The sequence below is a fragment of the Dactylosporangium sp. NPDC049140 genome, assembly GCF_040648435.1.
On record NZ_JBEZDS010000020.1, the window covers coordinates 102,844 to 125,200 of the forward strand.

The window sequence follows — 22,357 nt, forward strand, 5'->3', positions numbered from 1 at the left end:
TATATCGTCGTCATGACGATAACCGAGGGGAAGGTCGCCATGGCGGATGTGACACGGCGGTTGTTTCTGCGGCACCTGCGCGGGGCGCCCACCAGCTGGGTGCGGCACCACGTCAAGGGCAAGGTGCGCCACGAAGGGGTCGGGCAGTCGTTCTGGTACCGGCCGTTGAACGCCGTGCTCTCCGAGGTGCCCGTCGACGACCGGGAGCTGCCGCTGCTGTTCCACGCGCGCACGAGTGACTTCGCCGACGTCACGGTGCAGGCGACCGTCACGTACCGGATCAGTGCCCCGGCCACCGCGGCCGAGCGGCTCGACTTCTCCGTGGACCCCAAGGCGGGGCAGTGGCGGGCGCAGCCGCTCGACCAGGTTGCCACGCTGCTGGCCGAGCTCGCGCAGCAGCCGGCGCTCGACCTGCTCGCGCGGCTGCCGCTGACCGAGGCGCTCACCGCCGGCATCGCGCCGGTGCGGGAGGCGGTCTCGGCGGCGCTCGGCAGCGATCCGCGGCTCACCGACACCGGGGTCAGCGTGGTGTCCGCGCGGGTCGTCGCGATCCGGCCGGAGCCCGATCTCGAGCGGGCGCTGCAGACGCCGACCCGGGAGGCGGTACAGCAGGAGGCCGACCGGGCCACGTACGCGCGCCGGGCGCGGGCCGTCGAGCAGGAGCGGGCCATCGCCGAGAACGAGCTGCAGAGCAAGATCGAGCTCGCGCGGCGGGAGCAGCAGCTCGTCGAGCAGCACGGCGCGAACACGCAGCGGCAGGCCGAGCTCGACGCGGCCGCGGCGCTCGTGGCGGCGCAGGCGGAGGCGGACCGGGCCAAGGTCGCGGCCGTCGCCGAGGCCGAGCGGGCCCGGCTCGCGGCGGAGGCCGAGGCGGAGCGGGCGCGGGTCGCCGCGGCGGCCGAGGCGGAGGCGGACCGGCTGCGCAGCCTGGCGCGTGCCGACGGGGTGCGGGCGGTCGGGCTGGCCGAGGGCGAGGCCGAGGCGGCGCGGCTCGCGGCGTACCGGGATCTGCCGCCCGCGGTGCTGCAGGCGCTGGCCCTTCGCGAGCTCGCCGGGCAGCTGCCGGAGATCGGGCAGCTCACGGTCACGCCCGATGTGGTCACCGGGCTGCTGAACCGGCTGGGGAAGTAGCGCATGAGCACGCTCGCGCCCCGGGCCGTCGTCGTGTCGCGGCGCAGCGAGCTCGACGAGCTGCTCGCCCGGCACGGCACCCGCGCCGCCGCCGACTACTACCTGCGCCAGCGCGGGCGGGACCTCGACGAGGTGGCGCGGCGGCACGCGGCGCTGCAGGCCGCGCTCACCACGGTGGGCGCGGCCGTCCCGGCCGACTGGCGCCGCGGCCACATCGACCGGGAGGACCTGCCGCGGTTCCTGTTCGGGCCCGAGGACGTCGTGATCGCGGTGGGGCAGGACGGGCTGGTGGCGAACGTGGCCAAGTACCTCGACGGCCAGCCCGTGATCGGGGTCGATCCGGAGCCCGGCCGCAATCCCGGGGTACTGGTGCGGCACGAGGCAAGCTCGCTCGGCCGGGCGCTGCGGAGCCGGGCCACGCAGGAGCGCACCATGGTGTCGGCCCGGCTCGACGACGGGCAGGAGCTGCTGGGCCTGAACGAGGTGTACTTCGGGCACGTCGGCCACCAGTCCGCGCGGTACACCATCACAACTCCGGACGGGCAGGGCGAACGCCAGTCGTCGTCGGGCGTGGTGGTCGGCACCGGCACCGGCGCCACCGGCTGGTGCTCGTCGATCGCGCTGGAGCGCGCCGACCCGCCCGAGCTGCCCGAGCCCCAGGCGGCCGAGGTGTGCTGGTTCGTGCGCGAGGCCTGGCCGTCCCCGGCCACCGGCGCGACGCTCACCGCCGGGCGCCTCACCCGCGACGAGCGGCTGGAGCTGGCCTGCGAGGGCGAGCGGCTCGTGGTGTTCGCCGACGGGCTGGAGGCGGACCGGCTCGAGCTGGCGTGGGGGCAGCGGGTGAGCATCGGTGTAGCGCAGCGGCGGCTGAACCTGGTCGTGTGAAACGCTAAGGAGCGTGAGAACGTACCCGCTGGGCAAGCGCACCGTCCACCGCGTCGGGTTCGGCGCCATGCAGCTGCCGGGCCGCGGCGCCTTCGGGCCGCCCCGGGACCGCGCCGAGGCCCTCGCGGTGGTGCGCCGGGCCGTCGACCTGGGCGTCGACCACATCGACACCGCCCAGTACTACGGCCCCGACGTCGCCAACGAGGTCCTCCGCAGCGCCCTGCACCCGTTCCCGGAGCGGCTCGCCCTGGTCAGCAAGGTCGGGGCGCGGCGGGACGCGAAGGGCGCGTGGCTGCCGGCCGACCGGCCGGAGGAGCTGCGCGCCGGCGTGCTGGAGAACCTGCGCTCCCTGGGCGTCGAGCGGCTGGCCGCGGTGAACCTGCGGCTGCACGCGAAGGGCGATCCGGCGGTACTGGACGAGCAGCTCGACGCCATGATCGCCCTTCGCGACGAGGGGCTGATCGAGGGCATCGGGATGAGCAACGTCGACGAGGAGCAGCTGCGCCAGGGCCTCGGCCGGACCGAGATCGTCTGCGTGCAGAACCCGTTCAACCTCGTCGACCAGCAGTCGCGGCCGGTACTGGAGCTGTGTACCGAGCGCGGGATCGCCTTCGTGCCGTTCTTCCCGCTCGGCGCCGCCTTCGGCCGCGAGCGGGTGCTCGGCCACCCGCAGGTCAAGGCGGTCGCGGCGCGCCTGGACGCCACCCCGGCGCAGGTCGCGCTCGCGTGGGTGCTCGCCGTGGCGCCGAACACGCTGCTCATCCCCGGCACCGCGTCGCTGGAGCACCTGGAGGAGAACATGGCGGCCGGACACCTGAAGCTCGACGAGCAGGCGCGGGCCGCGCTGGGCGTCACGGGTACACCCGCGTGAAACGACGGAAGGTCGGGAACCTTCTCGCGCTCGCGGTGCTGAGCTATCTGAGCCAGGCCGCGATGCACCCCTACGAACTGGCCAAGACGCTGCGCAGCCACGGCGACGAGCGCAGCATCAAGTTCAACCACGGCTCGCTGTACATGGTGGTGCAGCAGCTGGCCAAGGCCGGCTTCGTGGCCGAGCAGGAGGTCAACCGCGAGGGCGCGCGCCCCGAGCGCACCGTGTACCAGATCACCGACGCCGGCCGCGCCGAGCTGCACGACTGGCTGCGCGAGCTGGTCGGGGAGCCCCAGCACGAGTACCCGGCGTTCGTCTCGGCCCTGTCGATGGTCTCGGCCCTCACCCCGAACGAGGTCATCCCGCTGCTGCGGGCCCGGCTGGACGGGCTCGCGACGCAGCGCGCGGAGACGAGCCGGCAGATCGAGCAGTCCGAGGCCGAGGGGGTGCCCGCATTGTTCCTGATCGAGGAGGTGTACCGCCTGCGCCTGCTCGACGCCGAGATCGCCTTCGTGCACGAGTTCCTCGCCCGGATCAACGAGTGGGGCCCGATGTGGGCCGGCGCGCACGGCGTGGAGTTCAAGCCCGAATAGTTGACACTGACTAGTCGCTCCTGGATAGTTGGTACCAACCAATCTAGGAGCGGGGGTTCGTCATGCGGGCGATCGTCATCGGTGGCGGCATCGGAGGACCGGTTGCGGCCATGGCGCTGCAGAAGGCCGGCATCGAGGCGACGGTCTACGAGGCGTACGACGGGACGGCGACCGGCGTCGGCGGTGCGCTCGGCCTCGCGCCGAACGGGCGGCAGGCGCTCGCGGCGATCGGCGCCGACGCGGCGGTGGCCGCGGCCGGGCGGCCGATGCGCGCGATGGTCATGCAGAGCTGGACAGGCAAGCGCCTGGCCGAGTTCGCCGCCCCCGAGCGGCTGCCCGAGCAGCTGCTGATCTGGCGCTCCGACCTGTACCGCGCCCTCTACACCGAGGCCGGGCGGCGCGGGATCCGCATCGAGCACGGCAAGCGCCTGGTCTCGCTGCAGGACGCGACCGCCACGTTCGCCGACGGCAGCACGGCGGCCGGGGACATCCTCATCGGCGCCGACGGCATCCGCTCCACCGTGCGGGCCGCCATCGACCCCGGGGCGCCGTCGCCGCGGTACGCCGGGCTGCTCGGCTTCGGCGCACGGTGCCCGGGCGACGGGCTGGCCCCGACCGGCCCGAAGATGCACATGGTCTTCGGCAAGCGGGCGTTCTTCGGGTACCAGATCGAGCCCGACGAGGCCGGCTGGTTCGCGAACCTTCCGCACCCGGCGCCGATGAGCGCCGCGGAGGCCCGCTCAACCCCGGCCGAGGAGTGGCTGCGCCGCATCGCCGAGCTCTTCCGCGACGACCGCACCCCCGCCGTGGAGATGGTCCGCCGCACGCGCCCGGAGGATCTCGTCATCACCGGCGGGCTGGAGGACATGCCGAGCGTTCCCGTGTGGCACCGGGGCCGGGTGGTACTGGTCGGCGACGCCGCCCACGCCACGTCCCCGAGCTCGGGCCAGGGCGTGTCGCTGGCCATCGAGAGCGCGGTACAGCTGGCCCGGTGCCTGCGCGACCTGCCCGTCGAGCGCGCCTTCGCCACCTACGAGCAGCTGCGCCGGGCGCGCGTCGAGCGGATCATCAAGATGGCCGCGCGCACCAACGCCGACAAGGCGGCCGGCCCGATCGCCCGCGTCCTGCGCGACCTGATCATGCCCGTGGCGATGAAGGCGTTCGGCGATCCGGAGAAGTTCGCCTGGCAGTTCGACCACCCGATCGACTTCGACGCGCCCGTCGTGCCGGGCGAACGGATGATGTCGCGCAGCACCGGCTGACAGGGGGCGGGTGCGGTTCAGTGAGCGTTGCCCGCGCACCGATGACGGCGGCCCCGCCGGGACGCACCGTAGTGATCATGTTACGGAAGACATGGTTCGGCGTCGCCCCCGTCGCCGGGCTGCCCGCGGCGCAGGTCGTGAACGGCCCCGACCTGTCGTTCGAGTCGCAGTCGGCGGATCTGCGGTACCTCGACACGTACGGCCACGGCACGCACATGGCCGGCATCATCGTCGGCAACGACACCGCGACCGGCACCGTCGGGCTGGCCCCGAAGGCCAAGCTCACCTCGGTGAAGGTCGGCACTGCGGCACCGGCAGCATCGAGGACGCCCGCGGCGGCAGCCACGTGGTGCGCGACAACGTCACCCTGAGCGGTGAGGCCACGGTCTGGGGCCCGCTGTCGAGCGCGACCTGGGCGCCGAAGAGCGCGTCGCTGGACGCCTGGAGCGGCGGGCTCTGGATGGGCTACCGCCTGGCCGGCGACGGCTGGACCGGGAAGTCGTGGGCCTCGAAGACGTGGGCCGCGGCGTCGTGGACGGGCTCCCCGTGGGGCGGCGCGTCGACATGGAGCGACCCGGACTGGTCCGGCCACTACTGGTCCGGCCACTACTGGTCGGGGCACTACTGGTCGAACGGCACGTGGTCCGGGCACTACTGGTCCAGCGACGACTGGTCCACGGCGTCCTGGAACTGAGCCGGTGCCGGGTGGTTCGCGGTGGCGTTTCCGATAAGTCGGGCGCTCCGCGCCGCGACTTATCTCATTTATCGCCTGACGACCTATAAATCCGACATGTCGTGGCGCGGAGCGCCCGACATGTCGGGACCAGGCCACAGCATGCCGGGCCAAGAGCGCAGGGCCACGCGCGGTGGCGCGAAGCACCCGACATGCCGGGACCAGGCCACAGCATGCCCGGCCAAGAGCGCAGAACCGCCGACCGCGGTGCGACGGTTGCCCGTCAGCGCAGCACCGTGTAGTAGAGGTGCGTCACCCCGGTACCGGCGACGATCTCCGGGTCGGACAGCCGCACCGGCGCCGAAGCCACGTCCGCGAACCACGGGATGCCCTTCCCCAGCAGTACCGGCGCCAGCGACACCCGGATCTCGTCGAGCAGCCCCAGCTCGAGGCACTGCCGGGCGATCGACGCGCTCGCCACCCCCACCCACCTCGACGGGCCCGCGAGCTCCTTCGCCGCCGCGATCGCGGACTCGACCGAGCCGGTGAAGGTGAACGGGGAGCCGGGCGCGGCCGGGCGGTGCGACACCACCACGACCGGCACGCCCATCGGATGGGACCCGTCCCAGCCGTTGGTGTAGTCGAAGAGGCGCCGGCCGCAGACCAGTGCGCCGACGTTCTCGATGCCGGTGCGCAGGTGGCGGGCGCTCGCCTCGGACGTCTGGAAGGCGAAGCCCGGCGAGCCCGGGGCGGGTACGGCGACGGGGCCGTTGGAGAACCAGCCGAAGAGCTCCTCGCATCCGTCCTGCGGGTCCGCGATGAAGCCGTCGAGGGACATCGTCATGTCGGCGATCACTGTGTTCGTCATGCCCGTGTAACGCCGGCGCCGCACCGGACTCATCGGCGTGCCGAAAGAATTATGTCGGGCAGGTCGCGCACGGAGTCCAGGACGTGGGTCGCGCCCGCCGCGTGCAGGGCCTCGGCGTCGTGGGCGCCGGTCAGCACGCCGGTGACGATGCGGGCGCCCGCGCGCAGGCCGCACTGCACGTCGTACGTCGTGTCCCCCGCCGTCGCCACCGCGCGCACGTCGTCGAGGCCGAGGCGCATGACGGCCGTGAGCACGAGGTCCGGGTACGGGCGGCCGCGGCCCGCCTCGGCCGGTACCAGCGTGAGGTCGGCGATGTCCTGCCACCCGAGCGCGGCGAGGATGCGGCCGGCCGTGGCGCGCGAGAAGCCGGTGGTGAGCGCGACCTTCACGCCCGCGGTGCGCAGCCGCTCGATGACGTCGGCGGCGCCGGGGATCGGGGCGCAGTGGCCCTCGGCGACCAGCTCACCGTAGGCGCGCTCGAACGCCGCGTTGCCGGCCTGGGCGCGGGCCTCGTCGCCGCCGAGCAGGTGCCGGAAGACGCTGATCTTCGACTCGCCCATGGTGGCGCGCACGTGGGCGAGCATGTCGGCGTAGACCGGGTCGCCGGGGTGTACGCCCTGCTCCCCGATGGCCGCGGTGAAGGCGCGCTCGACGAGCCCGCCGTCCTGCACGGTGGTGCCGGCCATGTCCAGCACCACGAGGTCGACGGCTACCACGACAGCTCCTCGGCGGTCTGCTCGGCGATGGCGGGGGAACAGGTCATGCCGCGCCCGCCCGGCCCGGTCACGAGCCAGACCCCGGGCGCGACGGCCGAGCGGAAGGCGACGGCGGCCGGGTCGAGGCACTGCGCGTACACGCCGTTCCAGCGCCGCTCGATGCGCGGCAGCGCCCGGCCCAGCAGCGCGGACGCGACCTCGGTCAGGTGGTCGTAGGGCGCCTCGACCTCGTCGAACGGGAACGGCTCGGCGTACGCGTGGGTGTCGCCGATGGTGAGCCCGCCGTCGAGGCGCTGCACCATGAGCAGCTGCATCTTGTGCTCGGCGGCGACCGGCGGCTGCGGCTGGGCCGCGAGTGGCGCCGGGTCGTAGGCCGGGTAGTACCGGAAGCTGTCGGCGTCCGCGACGGACGTGGTCAGCGGCTCCCCCAGCGGCGCCGTCTGCGCCATCTGCAGCCACACGCGCCGGACCGGTACCGCCGCCGCAAGCTCCCGCACCAGCCCGCCCAGCGCCGCCCCGGTGGCCAGGACCACGTGGTCGGCGCCGTGTACCGCGCCGGTGTCGTCGCGCACCGACCCCTCGGCGACGGCGCGCACCTCGCGCCCGGGCAGCCACGTGTAGCGGCCGGTCGGGGCCAGGGCGGCCCGCAGCGCCGGCAGCGCCACGCGGGATTCGACGGCACCGTCGCGGGCGCAGTGCAGCGCCCCGAGGAAGTCCCCGCGCAGCGCCGGATTCAGCAGTTGTACCTCACGAGCCTCGACCAGCCGCCACCCGCGCCCGGCCGCGTCGGGAGCGGCCGCGGCCGCCGCGGCGACCGCCCACTCGGCCTCGGTGCGGATCAGGGTCAGGGAGCCGTTGGCGCGGAAGCCGACCCCGGGCACCTCGGCGCCGATCTGCTCCCACAGCGTGCGGGCGCGCTGCGCGGTCGCCAGCTCGGCCCCACCGGCGCGCCCGGAGACCCAGACGAGCCCGAAGTTGCGCACCGACGCGCCGCGGGCCTCGGCCTCGCGCTCCAGCTGCACCACCTCGTGGCCGCGGCGTACCGCGTGCCACGCGTGCATGGTCCCGAGCACGCCCCCGCCGACGATCACGATTCGCACGCGTGGAGCATGCACAGTGCGGATGAACGCACCGAGAAGGCGAGCCGAAGAGGCGGGGCGAATGCACGAACTGGTCAGCGGTACCGTCGCGAAGGGTTTCGAGCCGGTCGCCGAGGTCTTCGGCGAACTGCTCGGGTCCGGCGCGGAGACGGGCGCCTCGGTCGCCGCCTACGCCGGCGGCGCGCTCGTCGTGGACCTGTGGGGCGGCTGGGCCGACGCCGCCCGCACCCGGCCGTGGCGGGCCGACACCCTGGCCACGGTGTTCTCGGCCGGCAAGCCGGTCGCGGCCCTGGCCGTGCTCGCGCGCGTCGCCGACGGCCGGATCGGGCTCGACGAGCCGGTCGCGACGTACTGGCCGGCGTTCCGGCACGAGCGCGGCACCGTCCGCCACGCCCTGGCGCACCAGCTCGGCCTGCCCGCGGTCGCCGAGCCGCTCGACGCCGCGGCGGGCCTGGACTGGCCGCGGTTCACGGCCGCGATCGCCGCCTCGCCGCTGGAGTGGGAGCCGGGCACGGCGGTGGGCGAGCACGCGCTGACGTACGGCAACATTCTCGGCGCCATCCTGCGCGGCGCGACCGGGGAGACGGTCGGCGACGTGGTCCGCGGCCTCGGCCACGACGTGCACTTCGGGGTGCCGGCGACCGACCGGGCCCGCTGCGCCGAGCTGGAGCACGCCCCGGGCTGGGCCGAGGAGTCGGTGCACGGCCACGGCGAGCTGTGGGCCCGCGCGCTGGGCAACCCGGCCGGACTGCTCGACCCCGCGGTGCTCAACGGCGACGCCTGGCGCGGCGGCGAGCTGCCGGCCGTGAACCTGCACGCGACCGCGCGCGGGCTGGCCGGGCTGTACCAGGCCCTCCCCCGGCTGCTGCCCGCGGACCTGCTGGCCGAGGCGCTCGCGCCGCAGGCGCAGGGCGTGGACCGGCTGCTCGAGGAGGACGCGGTCTGGACCCTGGGCTTCCGCCGCGACGAGGCGTGGATCGGCATGGGCGGCATCGGCGGCTCGTCGGCGGGCGGGTACCTCGCCGAGCCGGACGGGTACCGGATGGCCTACGTGACGCGGCACCTGGCCGGGCATGATCGCAGCAACGCGCTCTACGACGCGGTCGAGGCCCGACTACCTTAGAACGACGGCGTACGATGCGTCAGTCCATGGGGAGGATTGACGCAGATGACCAGGAAACGGGTGCTCGCCGGGACCGCGATCGTCGTCGTGCTGCTCGGCGGGGCCGCCGCGGCCGCCGGCATCTACGCCGGTGGCGTCGCCGTGCCCGGCCTGCCGGAGCCGGGCGGGTCGACCGAGATCCTCTACGCCGACGGCACGCTCATGGCCCGCACCGGCAAGGACGACCAGGTGCCGATCGACACCGCGCGGCTGCCGGGGTACGTGGCCGACGCCGTCATCGCCGCCGAGGACCCCGGCTTCCGCGGCGGGCACTGGTTCGGGCGGCCGACGCGCATCAGCGTGCAGTACACCCGCAAGGTGCTCGACGACCCGAACCTCGGCGGGGCCCGGCTGCAGGTGATCGCGGGCAAGATCGAGGACCGCCTCGGCCGCGACGCCATCCTCGACCGGTACCTCAACACGATGTACTTCGGCCGCCTCGCCTACGGTATCGAGGCGGCCGCGCAGGCCTTCTACGACAAGCCGGCCGCGACCCTGTCGCCGGGCGAGGCGGTCGTGCTCGCCGCGCAGCTGGACGCGCCCGGCAACGGCGCCTACGACCCGACCATGCACGCCGACGCGGCCCGCAAGCGGTTCGACGAGATCCGCAAGCAGATGACCGGCGGCGGGGCCGGCGTGGTCTTCCCCGAGGGCACCACCCGCACCGCCGAGGACGCGACGAAGCGGCACGACGCGCTGCGCCCGGCCGGCAGCGAGGGGTTCATCCGGCAGCGGGTCATGGTGGAGTACGACGCGCTCAAACTGCCCGCCGCGGGCGCCCGGATCTCGACCACCATCGACCGGAAGCTGCAGGGCTCGCTGCTCGGCGCGGTCGGCGCGGCGATGGACGGCCAGCCCGCCAACGTGCAGGCCGGGGCGGTGGCGGTACAGCCGCTGACCGGGCGTGTCCTGGCCTACTACGGCGGCAAGGACGGCGCCCTGGTCGACTACGCCGGGGCCCATCCGCCGGGCAACGTGTTCGCCCCGATCACGGTGGCCGCGGCGCTGAAGGCCGGCATCTCGCTGCAGTCGAAGTGGCAGGCGCCGGCGGAGATGGACTACCCGGGCTCGGGCCGCACCGCCAAGGGCGGCAACCCGGTGCGCGACGTGCACCGCTGCCCGGGCGGCAAGCCGTCGTGCACGCTGCTGGACGCCCAGCGCGACGGGCTGCGCGTGCCGCTGTTCGGGGTGGCCGAGAAGACCGGCCCGGCGGCCGTGCTCGACATGGCCCGGGCGGCCGGGGCCGGCACCATGTGGTCCGCGGTGGACGGCAAGGCCGAGGCGGTCGCGCTCGACCGCCCCGGCAACGAGCTGTTCCCGAAGTGGTTCGGCCCGGAGATGGCCTTCGGGCAGTACCCGATGGCGCTCACCGACCAGGCCAACGTCATGGCGACGTTCGCCGCGGACGGGCGCCGGGCCCACCCGCACCTCATCGCGTCGGTGACCCAGGGCAGCCGTACCACCTACCGCGCCCCGGAGACCGCGGACACGGGCGTCGACCAGGCCATCGCGCGCAACGTGGCCTGGGCGCTCACCCAGCAGCCGGCCGGGCGCCTGGCCGACGGCCGGCAGACCTCCCTGGCGGTCGGCGACTGGCCTCTCGGCGGCGACCTGAACCGGCCCGCGCACGCCACCGCGGCCGGCTTCGCCCCGCAGGTGGCGGTCGCGGTGTGGGTCGGCAACAAGGCCGAGGAGCGCCCGCTGATCGACCGCACCGGCGCCCCCGTGACCGGCGCGACCCTGCCGGCGACCGTCTACCGGCAGTTCATGGGCGCGGCCCTGGGCACGGCCCGCACCGACATCGCCCAGCCCCCGCTGATCGGCGACCCGAAGGCGGGCAACGCCTGACCGGCTGACCGGCTAAGCGGCGGCACGGATGGCGGCGGCCAGCTTGGCCGAGTCGTGGTCGGCGGCGACGCCCTCGAAGAGGATCGCGGCGCCGTCGATGTGGTCGGTGCGTAAGTGCTTGATCTTCTGGTAGGCGGGCGAGTCGTACCACGAGCGCGCCGCGGTCAGGCTCGGGAACTCGAGGATCACCACCGTGCCGGGCCACTCGCCCTCGAGCACCTCGACCTGTGGGGCGTGGGCCAGGAAGTGACCCTCGAACGGCGCGAGCGTCGCATCGATCCGCTCCAGGTAGTCGAGAACGTCATCGTGGTCGCTGCGGTCGTAGAGGTGCGCTATCGCGTATCCGTTCATACTTCCGATCATGAACGCCCGGTGATCAACATGTCGATGACCTGCGAGGTCATCATCCTGCGGGCCTCATCCCCGCGCACTTGTCCGGTGTTGTGCGCGCCGGCGCCGATCTTGAGGGGGTGCGGGTGGAGCGCAGCTCCCCCGCCGCGAGCGGCAGCGAGCTAAAAGTTCAGCAGGTTGGTCGCCGCGCGCAGGGACAGGCCGGACAAGGGCTCCGCTCGCATGACCGCTCGCACGGCCGCGCCGTCGAAGAGCATGGTCAGCTGCGCGGCCAGGAAGGACGGGTCGGGAGCGCCCAGGGCGGTCGCGTGCTCCAGGAAGTACGACTCCAGGCACTTTTTGAACGACAAGGCCACGATCGACGCCTCGTGGGCGGGGTCGTGCAGCTCCACCGCGGTGTTCACGAACGGGCAGCCGTGGAAGGGGCCGGTGCCGGACTGCTCCTCCAGCCGGGCGAACACGTGCAGGATGCGCTCGCGCGGGGGCATGTCCGCCGCCGGGCCGGGGAAGTACGACGCGACCGTCGCCGGGCCGTAGCTGCGCAGGCTCTCGGCGATCACCTCGTCCTTGGTGGTGAACAGCTGGTACATCGACCGCTTCGACACGCCCGCGGCCTTGCACAGGCGCTCGACGCCGACCGCGGCCGAGCCCTCGGCGTAGAACAGCTCGGCCGCGGCCTTGAGCAGCCGTTCGCGGGGCGGGGCGATGGAGGTCACACGGTTCAGTCTACCCAATTGGAAACCGATCGCTCTACCGTAGGGGCACACGCGGAAACCGATCGGTTTCCGGAAGCGAGCGAAGGGTGAATGCGATGAACGAGGTCGTGCTGGTCACCGGCGGCAACCGGGGCCTGGGCAAGGCGTTTGTCGAGGAGGCGCTGGCGCGGGGCGCGCGCAAGGTCTACGCGGCGGCGCGCGACCCCAGGTCGGTGAGCACGCCCGGCGCCGTGCCCCTGGCCCTCGACGTGACGGATCCGGAGTCGGTACGCCGGGCCGCCGCCGAGGCGCCCGACGTCACCGTGCTCATCAACAACGCCGGCATCACCACCGGCAGCAGCCTGCTGCACGGCGACCTCGACGACATCCGCCGCGAGTTCGAGACGAACTTCTACGGCACGATAAACGTCACCCGCGCGTTCGCCCCGGTGCTCGCGGCCAACGGCGGCGGCCACGTGCTCGACGTGCACTCGGTGCTGAGCTGGATCTCGCAGGGCACCTCGTACAGCTCCACCAAGGCGGCCGTGTGGCAGGCCACAAACGCGTTCCGGCTCGAGCTGGCGGCGCAGGGCACGAAGGTGACGGGGCTGCACGTGGGGTACATCGACACCGACATGACCCGGGGCATCGACGGGCCCAAGGCCAGCGCGCAGGACGTGGCCCGGCAGGCGCTGGACGGCGTCGAGGCGGGCGAGTTCGAGGTGCTCGCCGACGAGATCAGCCGCACCGTGAAGCGCGGGCTGTCCGGCGACCCGGCGGCGCTGTACCCGCAGCTGGTCTAATGGGACGGTGAACGCATACCGGGCCGACGGCGAGTTCAAGCGGGACGCGCGGTACATCTCCGACCGCATCACCGCCGACGGGCGGGACGGCTGGCCGGTCGAGCCGGGGCGGTACCGGCTGGTCGTGAGCCGCGCCTGCCCGTGGGCCAGCCGGGCGATCATCGTGCGCCGGCTGCTGGGGCTCGAGGACGTGCTGTCCATGGGCGTGTGCGGGCCGACGCACGACGCGCGCAGCTGGACGTTCGACCTCGACCCCGGCGGCCGGGATCCGGTGCTGGGCATCGAGCGCATCCAGGACGCGTACCTCAAGCGCTTCCCCGGCTACGAGCGCGGCATCACCGTGCCCGCGATCGTCGACGTGCCCTCCGGCGAGGTCGTCACCAACGACTACGCGCCGCTGACCCTTGACCTGTCGACGCAGTGGCGGGCCCACCACCGCGAGGGCGCGCCCGAGCTCTACCCCGAGGCGCTGCGCGGCGAGATCGACGAGGTCATGGAGCTCGTCTTCAAGGACGTCAACAATGGGGTGTACCGGGCGGGCTTCGCCGGTTCCCAGGAGGCCTACGAGGCCGCCTACGCGCGCCTCTTCGCCCGCCTCGACTGGCTCTCGGCGCGGCTGGAGCGGCAGCGGTACCTCGTCGGCGACACCATCACCGAGGCCGACGTGCGGCTGTTCACGACGCTGGTCCGCTTCGACCCCGTGTACCACGGCCACTTCAAGTGCAACCGGCAGAAGCTCACCGAGCTGCCGGTGCTGTGGGCCTACGCGCGGGACCTGTTCCAGACCCCGGGCTTCGGCGACACGGTGAACTTCGAGCACATCAAGCGCCACTACTACGCTGTCCACCGCGACATCAACCCGTCCGGCGTCGTCCCGCTCGGCCCGGACCTGTCCGGCTGGTCCGAGCCGCATGGCCGCGAGGCGCTCGGCGGGCGCCCGTTCGGGGCCGGAACGCCGCCCACGGCCCCCGCCGACCGGTAGCTTCGGCGCATGGAACACGTCACGGTCGTGACCGGCGGCAGCCGGGGCATCGGCGCGGCGACCTGCCTGCGCCTGGCCCGCGACGGGCACCGCATCGCCGTCGGGTACCGCAGCAACGCCCACGCCGCCGAGCAGGTCGTCGCGGGCGTGCGGGCCGCGGGCGCCGACGCGGTCGCGGTGCGCGCCGACACCTCGGCCGAGGACGACGTGCTGGCCCTGTTCGACGCGGCCGCGCAGCGCCTGGGCCCGGTCACCGGCCTGGTGAACAACGCCGGCATCGCCTCGCCCCTGGGCCCCCTGGCCGACCTCGACACCGGCGAGCTGCGCCGGGTCATGGACGTCAACGTCATCGGCGCGTTCCTGTGTGCCCGCCAGGCCGCCCGCGTGATGACCGCGGGCGGCGCGATCGTGAACGTCTCCTCGACCGCGGCGACGCTCGGCAGCCCCGGCAACTACGTGCACTACGCGGCGAGCAAGGCCGCCGTCGACGCGCTGACCCTGGGCCTGGCCAAGGAGCTGGCGGCGGCCGGCGTCCGGGTCAACGGCGTCGCGCCCGGCTTCGTGCACACCGAGATCCACGAGCAGACCGGCGACCCGAACCGGGCCGCGAACGTCGTCGCGCGGATCCCGGCCGGGCGGCTGGGCACCCCGGAGGAGATCGCCGAGGCGATCGCCTGGCTGCTGAGCCCGGCCGCCTCCTACGCCACCGGCACCACGCTGCGCGTCGCCGGCGGCCTGTAGGCGCTCAGGTCCGGGCCGGTCAGCCGGCCGTCGCGCCTCACCCGCCCGCCAGCGCCCGGCGGCCCAGGTCCACCGCCTGGGCCCGCAGCTTCGGCAGGTCCAGGGCGGTCAGCCGGCCGTCACGCTTCACCACGCGGCCGTCCACGAGCACCGTGTGCACGTCGGCCGGGCCGAGGGCGGTGACCACCGCGCCCGCGACGGCCTCGCCCGGCAGGTGCGACAGGCCCGACAGCAGCACGATGTCCGCGCGCCGGCCCGGGGTCAGGGCGCCGGTGACGGAGCCCAGGCCGATCGCGGCGGCGCTGTCCGCGGTCGCCGCGGCCAGTACCGTGCCCGCCGGGGCCATGGTGGCGGACTCGGCCCGGTGCCGGCGCAGCGTCTCCCGCATCGGCTCGAACAGGTCCGGCGGCGCGTTCACGGCCACGTCGGTGCCGAGGCCGCAGCGCCCGCCCGCGGCGGCGAAGCGGGTGTACGGCGAGGCACCGTGCCCCATCGTCGCCTCCACCACGGGCGTGACCGTGACACCCGTGCCGGTTCCGGCCAGCCGCGCGGCGTCGTCCGCGGTCATGGCGTTGACGTGCACGAACTGCAGGTGCGGGCCGAGCCGTCCGGCCGCGTCCAGCCGGGCGATCGGCCCGTCCGGCCCGCCGGCGAGGTGCATGGACGCGAGCAGGCCGAGCTCGCGGGCGAGGCCCAGCTCGGCGACGGCGTCGTCCCAGCGGCCGTACTGCGGGCCGAGCAGCGCGAGCGCGCCGGTGACCAGGCCGGTCAGCCCGGCCATGCGCGCGGCGTGGGCGGTGTCGGCCGCCGCGACCACGGCCCGGATGCCCGCGGTCGCGTAGGCGTCGAGGACGCCGTCCACATGCGACGGTGACCGGGTCACGTTGCACCAGTCGAGCACGGTGGTGATCCCGGCGTCGAGCGCCTCGGCCGCGCCGAGCAGCGTGGCCAGGTGGGCGTCCTCGGGCGAGTACGCGCCCAGGGCCCGGTCCAGGACCGCGCCGAAGTACTCCGGCAGCGTCAGGTCGGCCCCGGCGCCCCGCAGCGGCGCCTGCCACATGTGCCGGTGCCCGTCGACGAAGCCGGGCGCCACCACCAGCCCCTCGGCGTCGATGACCTCGGCGGCGGCCGCGCCGGCGGCGCCGACGGCGGCGATGACCCCGCCGGCGACGAGCACGTCGGCGGGCGCCCCGGACAGCAGCCGCCCGCCGCGAATGAGCAGATCCACGTGTACCCCCTAAAGGCTTTTGAGAAAGCTAACTCAAAAGCTTTCGGGGACGCAAGTCGGCCCGGCGACCGTCACATGTACAGGTCGACGCCCTTGCCGTCGGTGACGTTCGCGGCCATCTGGACGTTGTGCCTGGTGCCCATGAGCCGGCTCAAGGTGTCGGCCTGGGCGTTGACCCGGGCCTTGCGGGTCGCCGGGTCGAGCTGTCCTCCGTGAGGTGAACGACGGCTGGTCCCCCTGCCATCGGCACGGGGACCAGCGCTCGTGAGACTTTCAGCGGGCGAGTCGCAGCTGGGCGCCGAGCGCGACAAGCGCGGCCAGGATGATCGCGCCGCCGTACCACAGCACCGTCGTGAGCAGGCCCAGCGGCGCCACGAGCTGGCCGGCGACGATCGCCGGGACGCCGAAGCTGAGGTACGCCACGAGGAACACGGCCGCGAAGAGCGCCGCGCGCTGGTGCGCCTCGGCGAGCGGGCCGACCGCGCGCAGCGCCCCCGAGAACGTGGCGCCGAAGCCCGCCCCGCCGATCAGGCCGCCCACCCACAGCAGGGGCAGCGTGCCGGTCGCGATGCCGAGCAGCACGATCGCGGTGCCGGCCAGCACGGCGACGGTGCCGTTGCGCACGACCGCGCGGGCCGGGTGGCGGCTGAGCAGGAACGCGGACGTCGCGGCGGTGGCCGGCGGGATGAACGCGGTGACGCCGTTGAGCAGGCCGCTGCTGTGGTGGAAGACGTCGCGCAGGATGCTCGGGGACAGGCCCATGAACAGGCCCGCGAGCATCCAGGAGGCCAGGTGGGCGGGGGCGGCGGCCAGGAAGTCCGGGCGAGCGGCCCGCGGTACCGAAACCTGGGGCTTCAGGGCGGCCAGGGCGCCCGGGCGGCGGCCGACGGTCTCGGCCGACAGCACCGCGGTCAGGGTGCCCACCGCCATGATGACGGTGAGGCTGGTGAAGACGATGAGGTTCGCCTGGTGGGTGAACTGGACCGCGGCGCCGGTGAGCAGCGCGCCGAGGCCCAGGCCGCCGGCCGGGGCGACCGCGCCGAGGATGCCGCCGAGGCGCTTGTGCCGCTCGGGGGCGAGCTCGACCAGGGCCGCGGTGAACGCGCTGCTGGCCGCGCCGGTCGCGATGCCCTGCACGATGCGGGCGGCGATCACCCAGCCGATGTTCGGGGCGAACACGAACATGATCATCGCGCCGAGCTCGACGGCCAGGGCGCCGATGAGCACCGGGCGGCGCCCGATGTGGTCGGACAGCGAGCCGAACACGACGAGCGAGGCGAGCAGGCCGAACGCGTAGGCGGCGAAGGCCACGGTCAGCACCCACGGGGCGAAGCCCCACTCGCGCTCGAACAGCACGAGCAGCGGGGTGGGGGCGCCGGCGGCGAGGTACAGGGACGCGAAGGCCAGGGCCGCGCCGGCGAAGGCCACGCCCGGCGGCAGCGTGCGGCGCCGGACGGGAGCGACCGGGCGGTCGAGTGTTGCGGTAGACATCACGCGACTCCTAAAGCAAAGGTCTTTGCGTTACGCTGAAAGTACGCGCTTCCGGCGCGTTAAAGCCAAGAATTTTGCTTTAGTAAGGAGGGTCACACCATGTCCGCGCCCGTGCGCCGCACCGGTGGACGCAGCGCCGCCGTGCTCTCCTCGATCCGCTACGCCGTGGAGGACCTCGTCCGCGAGCGCGGCGCCGAGAAGGTGACGATCCCGCTGGTCGCCGAGCGCGCCGGGGTCAACCCGACGAGCGTGTACCGCCGCTGGGGCGACGCCGCCGCACTGCTCAACGACATCGCGACCTACCGGCTCGACCCCCAGCGCGAACTGCCCCGCACCGGCGACCTGCGGGCCGACCTCGTCGCCTGGGCGCGCGAGATCGTCGAGCACTACCGCAAGCCGCTCAACGCCGCCCTGCTGCGCGGGGGCAGCGCGTCGGCCGGCGAGCAGGAGACCGACTGCCTGCGCAACCGGCGCGCCGAGGCCCTCGTCATCGTCGGCGGGCCCGCGACCCCGACCGCCGACGAGATCGTCGACGGGATCATCGGACCCATCGTGTACCGCGCGATCTTCCTCCCCTGGACGCTGGACGACGATCTACCGGTCCGCCTGGTCGACAAACTCCTGCCGGCATAGCGTTGGGCGCATGAGTCGCCCACAGCTGATCCCCGGCCCCGACCACCCCATCACCGTGACCCCGTCGGACGTGCGGGTCGTGGTCCGCTCCGGCGAGCACGTCGTCGCGGACACCACCAACGCACTGGCCCTGCAGGAGTCCACGTACCCGGTCGCGTACTACGTGCCGCTGGAGGACGTCGACCAGAAGCTGCTGCAGCGCACCGACCACAGCACGTACTGCCCGTTCAAGGGCGACGCCTCCTACTACTCGGTCGTCACGCCCGAGGGCACCGTGGACAACGCGGTGTGGAGCTACGAGACGCCGTACGAGGCCGTAGCCCCGATCGCGAAGCGTGTCGCCTTCTACACGGACCGTCTCGAGGTGACTGTGGTGTCGGTTACCTGACATGAACGCCGCGGCCCTCCGCGCACGTCTAACCTCCGGGCGCAGCGCTTCGGACATTGCGGGCAATACCTTTCGAGGGTTTTGCAGTCCGGCTCCCGATCGGTACCGTTCGCGAACGGGGAGGGCACAGACATGTTGAGTCGTCGCAAGATGCTGGCCGCGGGCGCGGGAGCGGCCGCGGCCGTCGCGCTGGCCGCGTGCAATGACGGGAACACCGGCAAGGCCGCCTGGACCGGCAACGGCTCGCCCGGCGCCGACGGGGGCGGCGGAGGAGGCGGAGGCACGCCCGCGACGGTCACCATCACGCCGGCGGCCGACACCAAGGACGTGTCGCCGACGAGCCAGGTGACCGTGGCCATCGACAACGGCACGCTCAACACGGTCACCGTGGCGGCCGGCGGCAAGAACCTCGACGGCAAGCTGGCCGAGGACAAGAAGAGCTGGACGTCGAGCGGGACCCTGAGCTACGGGCAGACGTACACGGTCACGGTCGCCGGCGCCGGCGCGGACGGCAAGGACGTCAGCAAGAGCAGCTCGTTCACGACGCTGCAGCCGAAGTCGGTCGCGAGCGTCACGTTCCAGGCCAACCCGATGCTCGCGCTGAAGAACGGCGCCACCTACGGCGTCGGGCAGCCGGTCATCGTGTTCTTCAACAAGGCCGTCAAGAACCAGGACGCGGCCGAGCAGGCGATGAAGGTGACCACCTCGCCGTCGGTCGAGGGCAAGTGGCACTGGGTAACCAACCAGAGCGCGCACTGGCGCCCGGAGAAGTACTGGGCCAAGGGCACCACGGTCAAGGTGAGCGTGAACGTCCTCGGGGTCGACCTGGGCAACGGCGTGTACGGCGGCGGCAACGCCACCGCGAACTTCTCCATCGGCCCGTCGCGCATCGCGATCGCGGACTCCAACACGAAGCAGATGGAGTGCTACATCGACGGCCAGATGGTCAAGAAGATCCCGGTCAGCATGGGCAAGGGCGGCACGACCACCGGCTCCAAGGGCGAGACCATCGACTTCTTCACCCGCTCCGGCGTGCACGTGCTGATGACCAAGGAGCCGGTCGTCACGATGAGCTCCGCCAGCTACGGCATCACGGACAAGAACAACCCGAACTACTACGAGGAGAAGATCAAGCTGGCCTGCCGGATCTCCCTCTCCGGTGAGTACGTGCACCTGGCCGACTGGAACATCCCCTCGCAGGGCAAGGCGAACACGTCGCACGGCTGCATCAACGTGGCGCCGGCCAACGCGCAGTGGTTCTACGACACCTTCGACACCGGCGACGTGGTCGAGGTACGCAACACGCCCAAGAACCTGCCGGTCACCGACGGCCTCGGCGACTGGACCATCCCCTGGGCTCAGTGGTGATCCAGCGTCGCGCGTCGCCGTTTCTTGACCCCCGCGCTGGCCGCGGCCAGCGGCGGACCGGTCAAGAAACTTCAGCCGCGGGACGTTAGCACCTCGGTCAGCGTCCGCGCGAAGGCCTTCGGCCGGAACACGTGGGCGCTGTGCCCGCCCTCGAACTCGACCGGCTCCGTGCCGAGGAGCCGGGCCAGGGCCTCCACCGGGGCCGCGTGCAGACGGCCGCGGCTGCTGCGGCCCATCGCCGGGACGACCGTGTCCCGGGTGAGCGGCTCGAGGTACAACCGGAATCGTCTTGCCGCGGGCGCGTCGTAGGTCAGGAAGAACTCGAGGTTCCGGGCCCGGTCCGGGCCCGGGCGCGGGAGGACGGCGTCGGGCTCGCGGTCGGCGGGGTCGAAGCCGGTGAACGCGAGGAACCGCTGCAGGCCGCCCGCCTCGATCTGCCGTTGTTCCGCCACGAACGGCTCCGGGTCGTCGAGCAGCTGCGGCAACGGCGGCTCGTACGCGACGAGCGTGCGCACCAGCGCCGGGTACCGGGCCGCGAGGTCGAGCCCGATCAGCGCGCCGATGCTGATCCCGAGGACATCCACCTGGGCGCGTCCGGCCGAGCGCGCCTTGTGCGCGAGCATCAGGGCCAGATCGTCGGTGTGCGACTCGATCGTCACCGGGCCGTCCCCGGCCGGGCTCCGGGAAAGGCCCCGGCGGTCGTACGTCAGGATCGTCCGGTCCTTCATCGTCCGGTCCTTCGCCAGTTCGCGCACGAGCGCCTCCGTGCCGTCCGCGTCCCCGTCGCCGGGCTGGACGATCACGAGCAGGCGCTCCCCGCTGCCGTGCAGTCGCGTGTACATGCCGCCGACGGTAAAGCATCATTTCTGATGCATCAAGTCTGTTGTATTCTGGCGACCGTGAACGGACTCGAGTTGCTGGTCCTGGGCCGCACGCTGATGAAGCTCGCGGGCAGCGCCATGCCGGCCCTGGGCGACGAGTCGCTGCCGGCGAGCGTGCGCTCGGTGCTGGTCGACGTGACGCAGCACCCGGACAGCTCGGTGGGCGAGATCGCGACGCGGACGGGCTTCCCGCAGAGCCACGTGTCGGCGGCGGTCGCGCGGCTGCAGGAGCACGGCTCGGTGGTCACGTCCCCGGACCCGCGCGACCGCCGGCGCACGCTGGTGCGCCCCAACCCGGCCGCGCGGCCGCCACTGCTGATCGTGAGCGGCGCGCCCGCCGACGACGTGCTGCTCGCGGCCCTCGACGATCCACGGGCCCTGCCGGAGGTGCAGGCGGCCCTGCGGACGTTGCATCGCCATCTGGTGCCGGGTCGCGCGGTGAACGATCCGCATTTGCCACAGTAACGGGGTTTTTGCGGGGCTAAATGATGATATGCCAGGAACGGTGAACGGGCCGCGTCGGTTCGTGTTTCCAGAAATATTCGCATTTAGCGTCTTTTTAGGTTTTCGGGTGGAGCAACCGGGGGTTTGACGTGAGGCCGTACGCCGCGGCGGGTTTGCTGGTGGTTCCGGCGGCGGTCCTGACCGCCAGCGTGGCCGCCCACCCGGAGCCCCCGATCCTCCCGTCGTTCGGGACGTCGGCCACGAGCCCGGGCGCCAACCCGGGCGCCCACCCGGGCGACCTCCTGCGCGGCGCGACGTTCGAGACGGCGGCGCGTGACCTGGTCGGCTACGACCCGACGGCGGACATCATCGTGACCCAGGCGGAGGCGGGCACCGAGCTGACCGGCATCGACGCCACGCCGGCACGGTCCGCTGGCGCCGCCGGCTGGACTCCTCGGGCGACCTGGGCACGGTCCTGTGGTCGCAGAGCGATCTGGGCTCGGGCTCGGTGCTGGTGAGCACGTACCACCGCGGCGCGAAGACGGCCGAGTTGACCGCCCTGTCGACGCGCACGGGCACGGTGCGCTGGCGGATGCCGCTGACCGCCCGGACGGAGGCCATGGCCGCGGGCCCGGCCCTGCTGGTGGGCGAGCCGGCGGAGAGCTCGTCCCCCATGAAGTGGTCCGATCCGCGCGATACCCCCAAGTCGGATAAATCCGCTCGGCCGAATGCCACCCAGAACCCGGGGTCCGACAACCGCAACTCCGACCGTGACCCGGACGCCCGCGACCGCAACTCCAACGCGCGCGGCTCGAACGGAGACGGCGCTGACCCGGGCCAGAATCCGTCCGGCGATCACGGCACCGGCCGCTCGCGCATCGGCCACACCGACGAGGACTCACGTGCACGTACACCACCGCCAAGGACCGCGACACTCTGCGCGTGCAGGTGCTGTGGGCAGGCACGGACGAGGCCTCGGCGATCCGGCGGTACGACGTGGTCAAGCACGACGACATCGAGCGCTTCGGCACCGTGATCGTCTCGACCCAGGAGACCCAGACGGCCACGTGACCATGTCGGCCCACAAGCCCATGCGGCCCGCCGGGACGCGCAACCATGGCGGTCCGCAAGCCCACAAGCCGACGCGACCCGCCGGGACGCGCAACCATGGCGGTCCGCAAGCCCACAAGCCGACGCGACCCACCGGGACGCGCAACCATGGCGGTCCGCAAGCCCACAAGCC

General features: G+C 73.2%; 26 protein-coding genes. 18 read left to right on the plus strand and 8 right to left on the minus strand.

Features of this window, described 5'->3' with window-relative positions:
• Nucleotides 1-12 precede the first annotated feature (12 nt).
• The 7 genes from AB0B76_RS29235 (at nt 13) to AB0B76_RS29265 (ending at nt 5,436) form a co-directional block, all read left to right on the plus strand.
• Nucleotides 13-1,131 carry an SPFH domain-containing protein gene (locus tag AB0B76_RS29235; protein WP_360381543.1) on the plus strand — a complete coding sequence of 373 codons (1,119 nt, stop codon included), beginning with the start codon at nt 13-15 and terminating at the stop codon, nt 1,129-1,131.
• A gap of 3 nt (nt 1,132-1,134) precedes the next feature.
• Complete coding sequence (locus AB0B76_RS29240) at nt 1,135-2,016, plus strand: hypothetical protein (RefSeq protein ID WP_360381545.1); 882 nt, start codon at nt 1,135-1,137, stop codon at nt 2,014-2,016.
• A 13-nt stretch (nt 2,017-2,029) separates the two neighbouring features.
• Nucleotides 2,030-2,887: an oxidoreductase gene (locus tag AB0B76_RS29245; protein WP_360381547.1), complete on the plus strand. Its 858-nt coding sequence runs from the start codon at nt 2,030-2,032 to the stop codon at nt 2,885-2,887.
• Entirely contained in the window at nt 2,884-3,480 is a 597-nt protein-coding gene (locus AB0B76_RS29250) for a PadR family transcriptional regulator (RefSeq protein WP_360381549.1), read from the plus strand. The genes AB0B76_RS29245 and AB0B76_RS29250 overlap by 4 nt, the downstream gene beginning before the upstream one ends.
• A 62-nt stretch (nt 3,481-3,542) precedes the next feature.
• Nucleotides 3,543-4,742, plus strand: coding sequence for an FAD-dependent monooxygenase (locus AB0B76_RS29255; protein WP_360381551.1), 1,200 nt, complete (start codon nt 3,543-3,545; stop codon nt 4,740-4,742).
• A 77-nt stretch (nt 4,743-4,819) separates the two neighbouring features.
• A complete protein-coding gene (locus AB0B76_RS29260; protein ID WP_360381553.1) occupies nt 4,820-5,113 on the plus strand; it encodes a S8 family serine peptidase in 294 nt (97 codons plus the stop codon).
• Nucleotides 5,092-5,436, plus strand: coding sequence for a hypothetical protein (locus AB0B76_RS29265; protein WP_360381555.1), 345 nt, complete (start codon nt 5,092-5,094; stop codon nt 5,434-5,436). Before AB0B76_RS29260 ends, AB0B76_RS29265 begins: the two co-directional genes overlap by 22 nt.
• A 262-nt stretch (nt 5,437-5,698) precedes the next feature.
• Here the strand turns inward: AB0B76_RS29265 and AB0B76_RS29270 are convergent, their stop codons facing one another.
• Genes AB0B76_RS29270 through AB0B76_RS29280 form a run of 3 tightly spaced genes read right to left on the minus strand, consistent with a single transcriptional unit; the run spans nt 5,699 to nt 8,099 of the window.
• Nucleotides 5,699-6,283, minus strand: a complete 585-nt coding sequence (locus AB0B76_RS29270; protein WP_360381556.1) for a dihydrofolate reductase family protein — start codon at nt 6,281-6,283, stop codon at nt 5,699-5,701.
• A 29-nt stretch (nt 6,284-6,312) separates the two neighbouring features.
• Nucleotides 6,313-6,999, minus strand: a complete 687-nt coding sequence (locus AB0B76_RS29275; protein WP_360381558.1) for a phosphonatase-like hydrolase — start codon at nt 6,997-6,999, stop codon at nt 6,313-6,315.
• The gene (locus AB0B76_RS29280) at nt 6,993-8,099 is read right to left on the minus strand and encodes a TIGR03364 family FAD-dependent oxidoreductase (protein ID WP_360381559.1); all 1,107 of its coding nucleotides are present in this window, start codon (nt 8,097-8,099) and stop codon (nt 6,993-6,995) included. Before AB0B76_RS29280 ends, AB0B76_RS29275 begins: the two co-directional genes overlap by 7 nt.
• Before the next feature lie 61 nt (nt 8,100-8,160).
• Here AB0B76_RS29280 and AB0B76_RS29285 point away from each other — a divergent pair, with 61 nt between their 5' ends.
• Nucleotides 8,161-9,222, plus strand: a complete 1,062-nt coding sequence (locus AB0B76_RS29285; protein ID WP_360381560.1) for a serine hydrolase domain-containing protein — start codon at nt 8,161-8,163, stop codon at nt 9,220-9,222.
• A gap of 45 nt (nt 9,223-9,267) precedes the next feature.
• Nucleotides 9,268-11,109, plus strand: coding sequence for a transglycosylase domain-containing protein (locus AB0B76_RS29290; RefSeq protein WP_360381561.1), 1,842 nt, complete (start codon nt 9,268-9,270; stop codon nt 11,107-11,109).
• A gap of 12 nt (nt 11,110-11,121) precedes the next feature.
• Here AB0B76_RS29290 and AB0B76_RS29295 read toward each other — a convergent pair whose 3' ends face one another.
• Nucleotides 11,122-11,460, minus strand: coding sequence for a DUF1330 domain-containing protein (locus tag AB0B76_RS29295; protein ID WP_360381563.1), 339 nt, complete (start codon nt 11,458-11,460; stop codon nt 11,122-11,124).
• Between the two features lie 161 nt (nt 11,461-11,621).
• A complete protein-coding gene (locus AB0B76_RS29300; protein ID WP_360381564.1) occupies nt 11,622-12,176 on the minus strand; it encodes a TetR/AcrR family transcriptional regulator in 555 nt (184 codons plus the stop codon).
• Nucleotides 12,177-12,271: 95 nt separating this feature from the next.
• Between AB0B76_RS29300 and AB0B76_RS29305 the strand changes: the two genes are divergently transcribed.
• Genes AB0B76_RS29305 through AB0B76_RS29315 form a run of 3 tightly spaced genes read left to right on the plus strand, consistent with a single transcriptional unit; the run spans nt 12,272 to nt 14,681 of the window.
• Entirely contained in the window at nt 12,272-12,958 is a 687-nt protein-coding gene (locus tag AB0B76_RS29305; RefSeq protein ID WP_360381566.1) for an SDR family oxidoreductase, read from the plus strand.
• A gap of 7 nt (nt 12,959-12,965) precedes the next feature.
• The gene (locus tag AB0B76_RS29310; RefSeq protein WP_360381567.1) at nt 12,966-13,940 is read left to right on the plus strand and encodes a glutathione S-transferase C-terminal domain-containing protein; all 975 of its coding nucleotides are present in this window, start codon (nt 12,966-12,968) and stop codon (nt 13,938-13,940) included.
• 9 nt (nt 13,941-13,949) lie between these two features.
• Nucleotides 13,950-14,681 carry a glucose 1-dehydrogenase gene (locus AB0B76_RS29315; protein ID WP_360381569.1) on the plus strand — a complete coding sequence of 244 codons (732 nt, stop codon included), beginning with the start codon at nt 13,950-13,952 and terminating at the stop codon, nt 14,679-14,681.
• A gap of 37 nt (nt 14,682-14,718) precedes the next feature.
• Here AB0B76_RS29315 and AB0B76_RS29320 read toward each other — a convergent pair whose 3' ends face one another.
• Together AB0B76_RS29320 and AB0B76_RS29325 are read right to left on the minus strand one after the other, a co-directional pair.
• Nucleotides 14,719-15,909: an amidohydrolase family protein gene (locus AB0B76_RS29320; RefSeq protein ID WP_360381570.1), complete on the minus strand. Its 1,191-nt coding sequence runs from the start codon at nt 15,907-15,909 to the stop codon at nt 14,719-14,721.
• Between the two features lie 273 nt (nt 15,910-16,182).
• Nucleotides 16,183-17,400 (minus strand): MFS transporter, encoded by a 1,218-nt coding sequence (locus AB0B76_RS29325; protein ID WP_360381572.1) that lies wholly within the window; start codon nt 17,398-17,400, stop codon nt 16,183-16,185.
• A gap of 99 nt (nt 17,401-17,499) precedes the next feature.
• Here AB0B76_RS29325 and AB0B76_RS29330 point away from each other — a divergent pair, with 99 nt between their 5' ends.
• The 3 genes from AB0B76_RS29330 (at nt 17,500) to AB0B76_RS29340 (ending at nt 19,789) form a co-directional block, all read left to right on the plus strand.
• A complete protein-coding gene (locus tag AB0B76_RS29330) occupies nt 17,500-18,033 on the plus strand; it encodes a TetR/AcrR family transcriptional regulator (RefSeq protein WP_360381573.1) in 534 nt (177 codons plus the stop codon).
• Between the two features lie 10 nt (nt 18,034-18,043).
• Entirely contained in the window at nt 18,044-18,421 is a 378-nt protein-coding gene (locus AB0B76_RS29335) for a DUF427 domain-containing protein (RefSeq protein ID WP_360381574.1), read from the plus strand.
• Between the two features lie 132 nt (nt 18,422-18,553).
• Nucleotides 18,554-19,789 carry an Ig-like domain-containing protein gene (locus AB0B76_RS29340; RefSeq protein WP_360381575.1) on the plus strand — a complete coding sequence of 412 codons (1,236 nt, stop codon included), beginning with the start codon at nt 18,554-18,556 and terminating at the stop codon, nt 19,787-19,789.
• Nucleotides 19,790-19,860: 71 nt separating this feature from the next.
• Here the strand turns inward: AB0B76_RS29340 and AB0B76_RS29345 are convergent, their stop codons facing one another.
• The gene (locus AB0B76_RS29345; protein ID WP_360381576.1) at nt 19,861-20,631 is read right to left on the minus strand and encodes an alpha/beta hydrolase; all 771 of its coding nucleotides are present in this window, start codon (nt 20,629-20,631) and stop codon (nt 19,861-19,863) included.
• 57 nt (nt 20,632-20,688) lie between these two features.
• On the opposite strand from AB0B76_RS29345, the gene AB0B76_RS29350 reads away from it, so the two are divergent.
• From AB0B76_RS29350 to AB0B76_RS29360, 3 genes are all read left to right on the plus strand, one after another.
• Nucleotides 20,689-21,135 carry a helix-turn-helix domain-containing protein gene (locus AB0B76_RS29350; RefSeq protein ID WP_360381577.1) on the plus strand — a complete coding sequence of 149 codons (447 nt, stop codon included), beginning with the start codon at nt 20,689-20,691 and terminating at the stop codon, nt 21,133-21,135.
• Nucleotides 21,136-21,263: 128 nt separating this feature from the next.
• Nucleotides 21,264-21,632 (plus strand): hypothetical protein, encoded by a 369-nt coding sequence (locus AB0B76_RS29355; RefSeq protein ID WP_360381578.1) that lies wholly within the window; start codon nt 21,264-21,266, stop codon nt 21,630-21,632.
• A 424-nt stretch (nt 21,633-22,056) separates the two neighbouring features.
• Nucleotides 22,057-22,185, plus strand: coding sequence for a hypothetical protein (locus AB0B76_RS29360; protein ID WP_360381580.1), 129 nt, complete (start codon nt 22,057-22,059; stop codon nt 22,183-22,185).
• Nucleotides 22,186-22,357: the final 172 nt, after the last annotated feature.

Bases quoted from the DNA above. Each gene is read 5' to 3' on its own strand.
- AB0B76_RS29235 (WP_360381543.1), top strand. From the start codon at position 13: ATGACGATAACCGAGGGGAAGGTCGCCATGGCGGATGTGACACGGCGG.
- AB0B76_RS29240 (WP_360381545.1), top strand. From the start codon at position 1,135: ATGAGCACGCTCGCGCCCCGGGCCGTCGTCGTGTCGCGGCGCAGCGAG.
- AB0B76_RS29255 (WP_360381551.1), top strand. From the start codon at position 3,543: ATGCGGGCGATCGTCATCGGTGGCGGCATCGGAGGACCGGTTGCGGCC.
- AB0B76_RS29260 (WP_360381553.1), top strand. From the start codon at position 4,820: ATGTTACGGAAGACATGGTTCGGCGTCGCCCCCGTCGCCGGGCTGCCC.
- AB0B76_RS29270 (WP_360381556.1), bottom strand. From the start codon at position 6,283: ATGACGAACACAGTGATCGCCGACATGACGATGTCCCTCGACGGCTTC.
- AB0B76_RS29285 (WP_360381560.1), top strand. From the start codon at position 8,161: ATGCACGAACTGGTCAGCGGTACCGTCGCGAAGGGTTTCGAGCCGGTC.
- AB0B76_RS29290 (WP_360381561.1), top strand. From the start codon at position 9,268: ATGACCAGGAAACGGGTGCTCGCCGGGACCGCGATCGTCGTCGTGCTG.
- AB0B76_RS29295 (WP_360381563.1), bottom strand. From the start codon at position 11,460: ATGAACGGATACGCGATAGCGCACCTCTACGACCGCAGCGACCACGAT.
- AB0B76_RS29305 (WP_360381566.1), top strand. From the start codon at position 12,272: ATGAACGAGGTCGTGCTGGTCACCGGCGGCAACCGGGGCCTGGGCAAG.
- AB0B76_RS29315 (WP_360381569.1), top strand. From the start codon at position 13,950: ATGGAACACGTCACGGTCGTGACCGGCGGCAGCCGGGGCATCGGCGCG.
- AB0B76_RS29325 (WP_360381572.1), bottom strand. From the start codon at position 17,400: ATGTCTACCGCAACACTCGACCGCCCGGTCGCTCCCGTCCGGCGCCGC.
- AB0B76_RS29330 (WP_360381573.1), top strand. From the start codon at position 17,500: ATGTCCGCGCCCGTGCGCCGCACCGGTGGACGCAGCGCCGCCGTGCTC.
- AB0B76_RS29335 (WP_360381574.1), top strand. From the start codon at position 18,044: ATGAGTCGCCCACAGCTGATCCCCGGCCCCGACCACCCCATCACCGTG.
- AB0B76_RS29340 (WP_360381575.1), top strand. From the start codon at position 18,554: ATGTTGAGTCGTCGCAAGATGCTGGCCGCGGGCGCGGGAGCGGCCGCG.
- AB0B76_RS29345 (WP_360381576.1), bottom strand. From the start codon at position 20,631: ATGTACACGCGACTGCACGGCAGCGGGGAGCGCCTGCTCGTGATCGTC.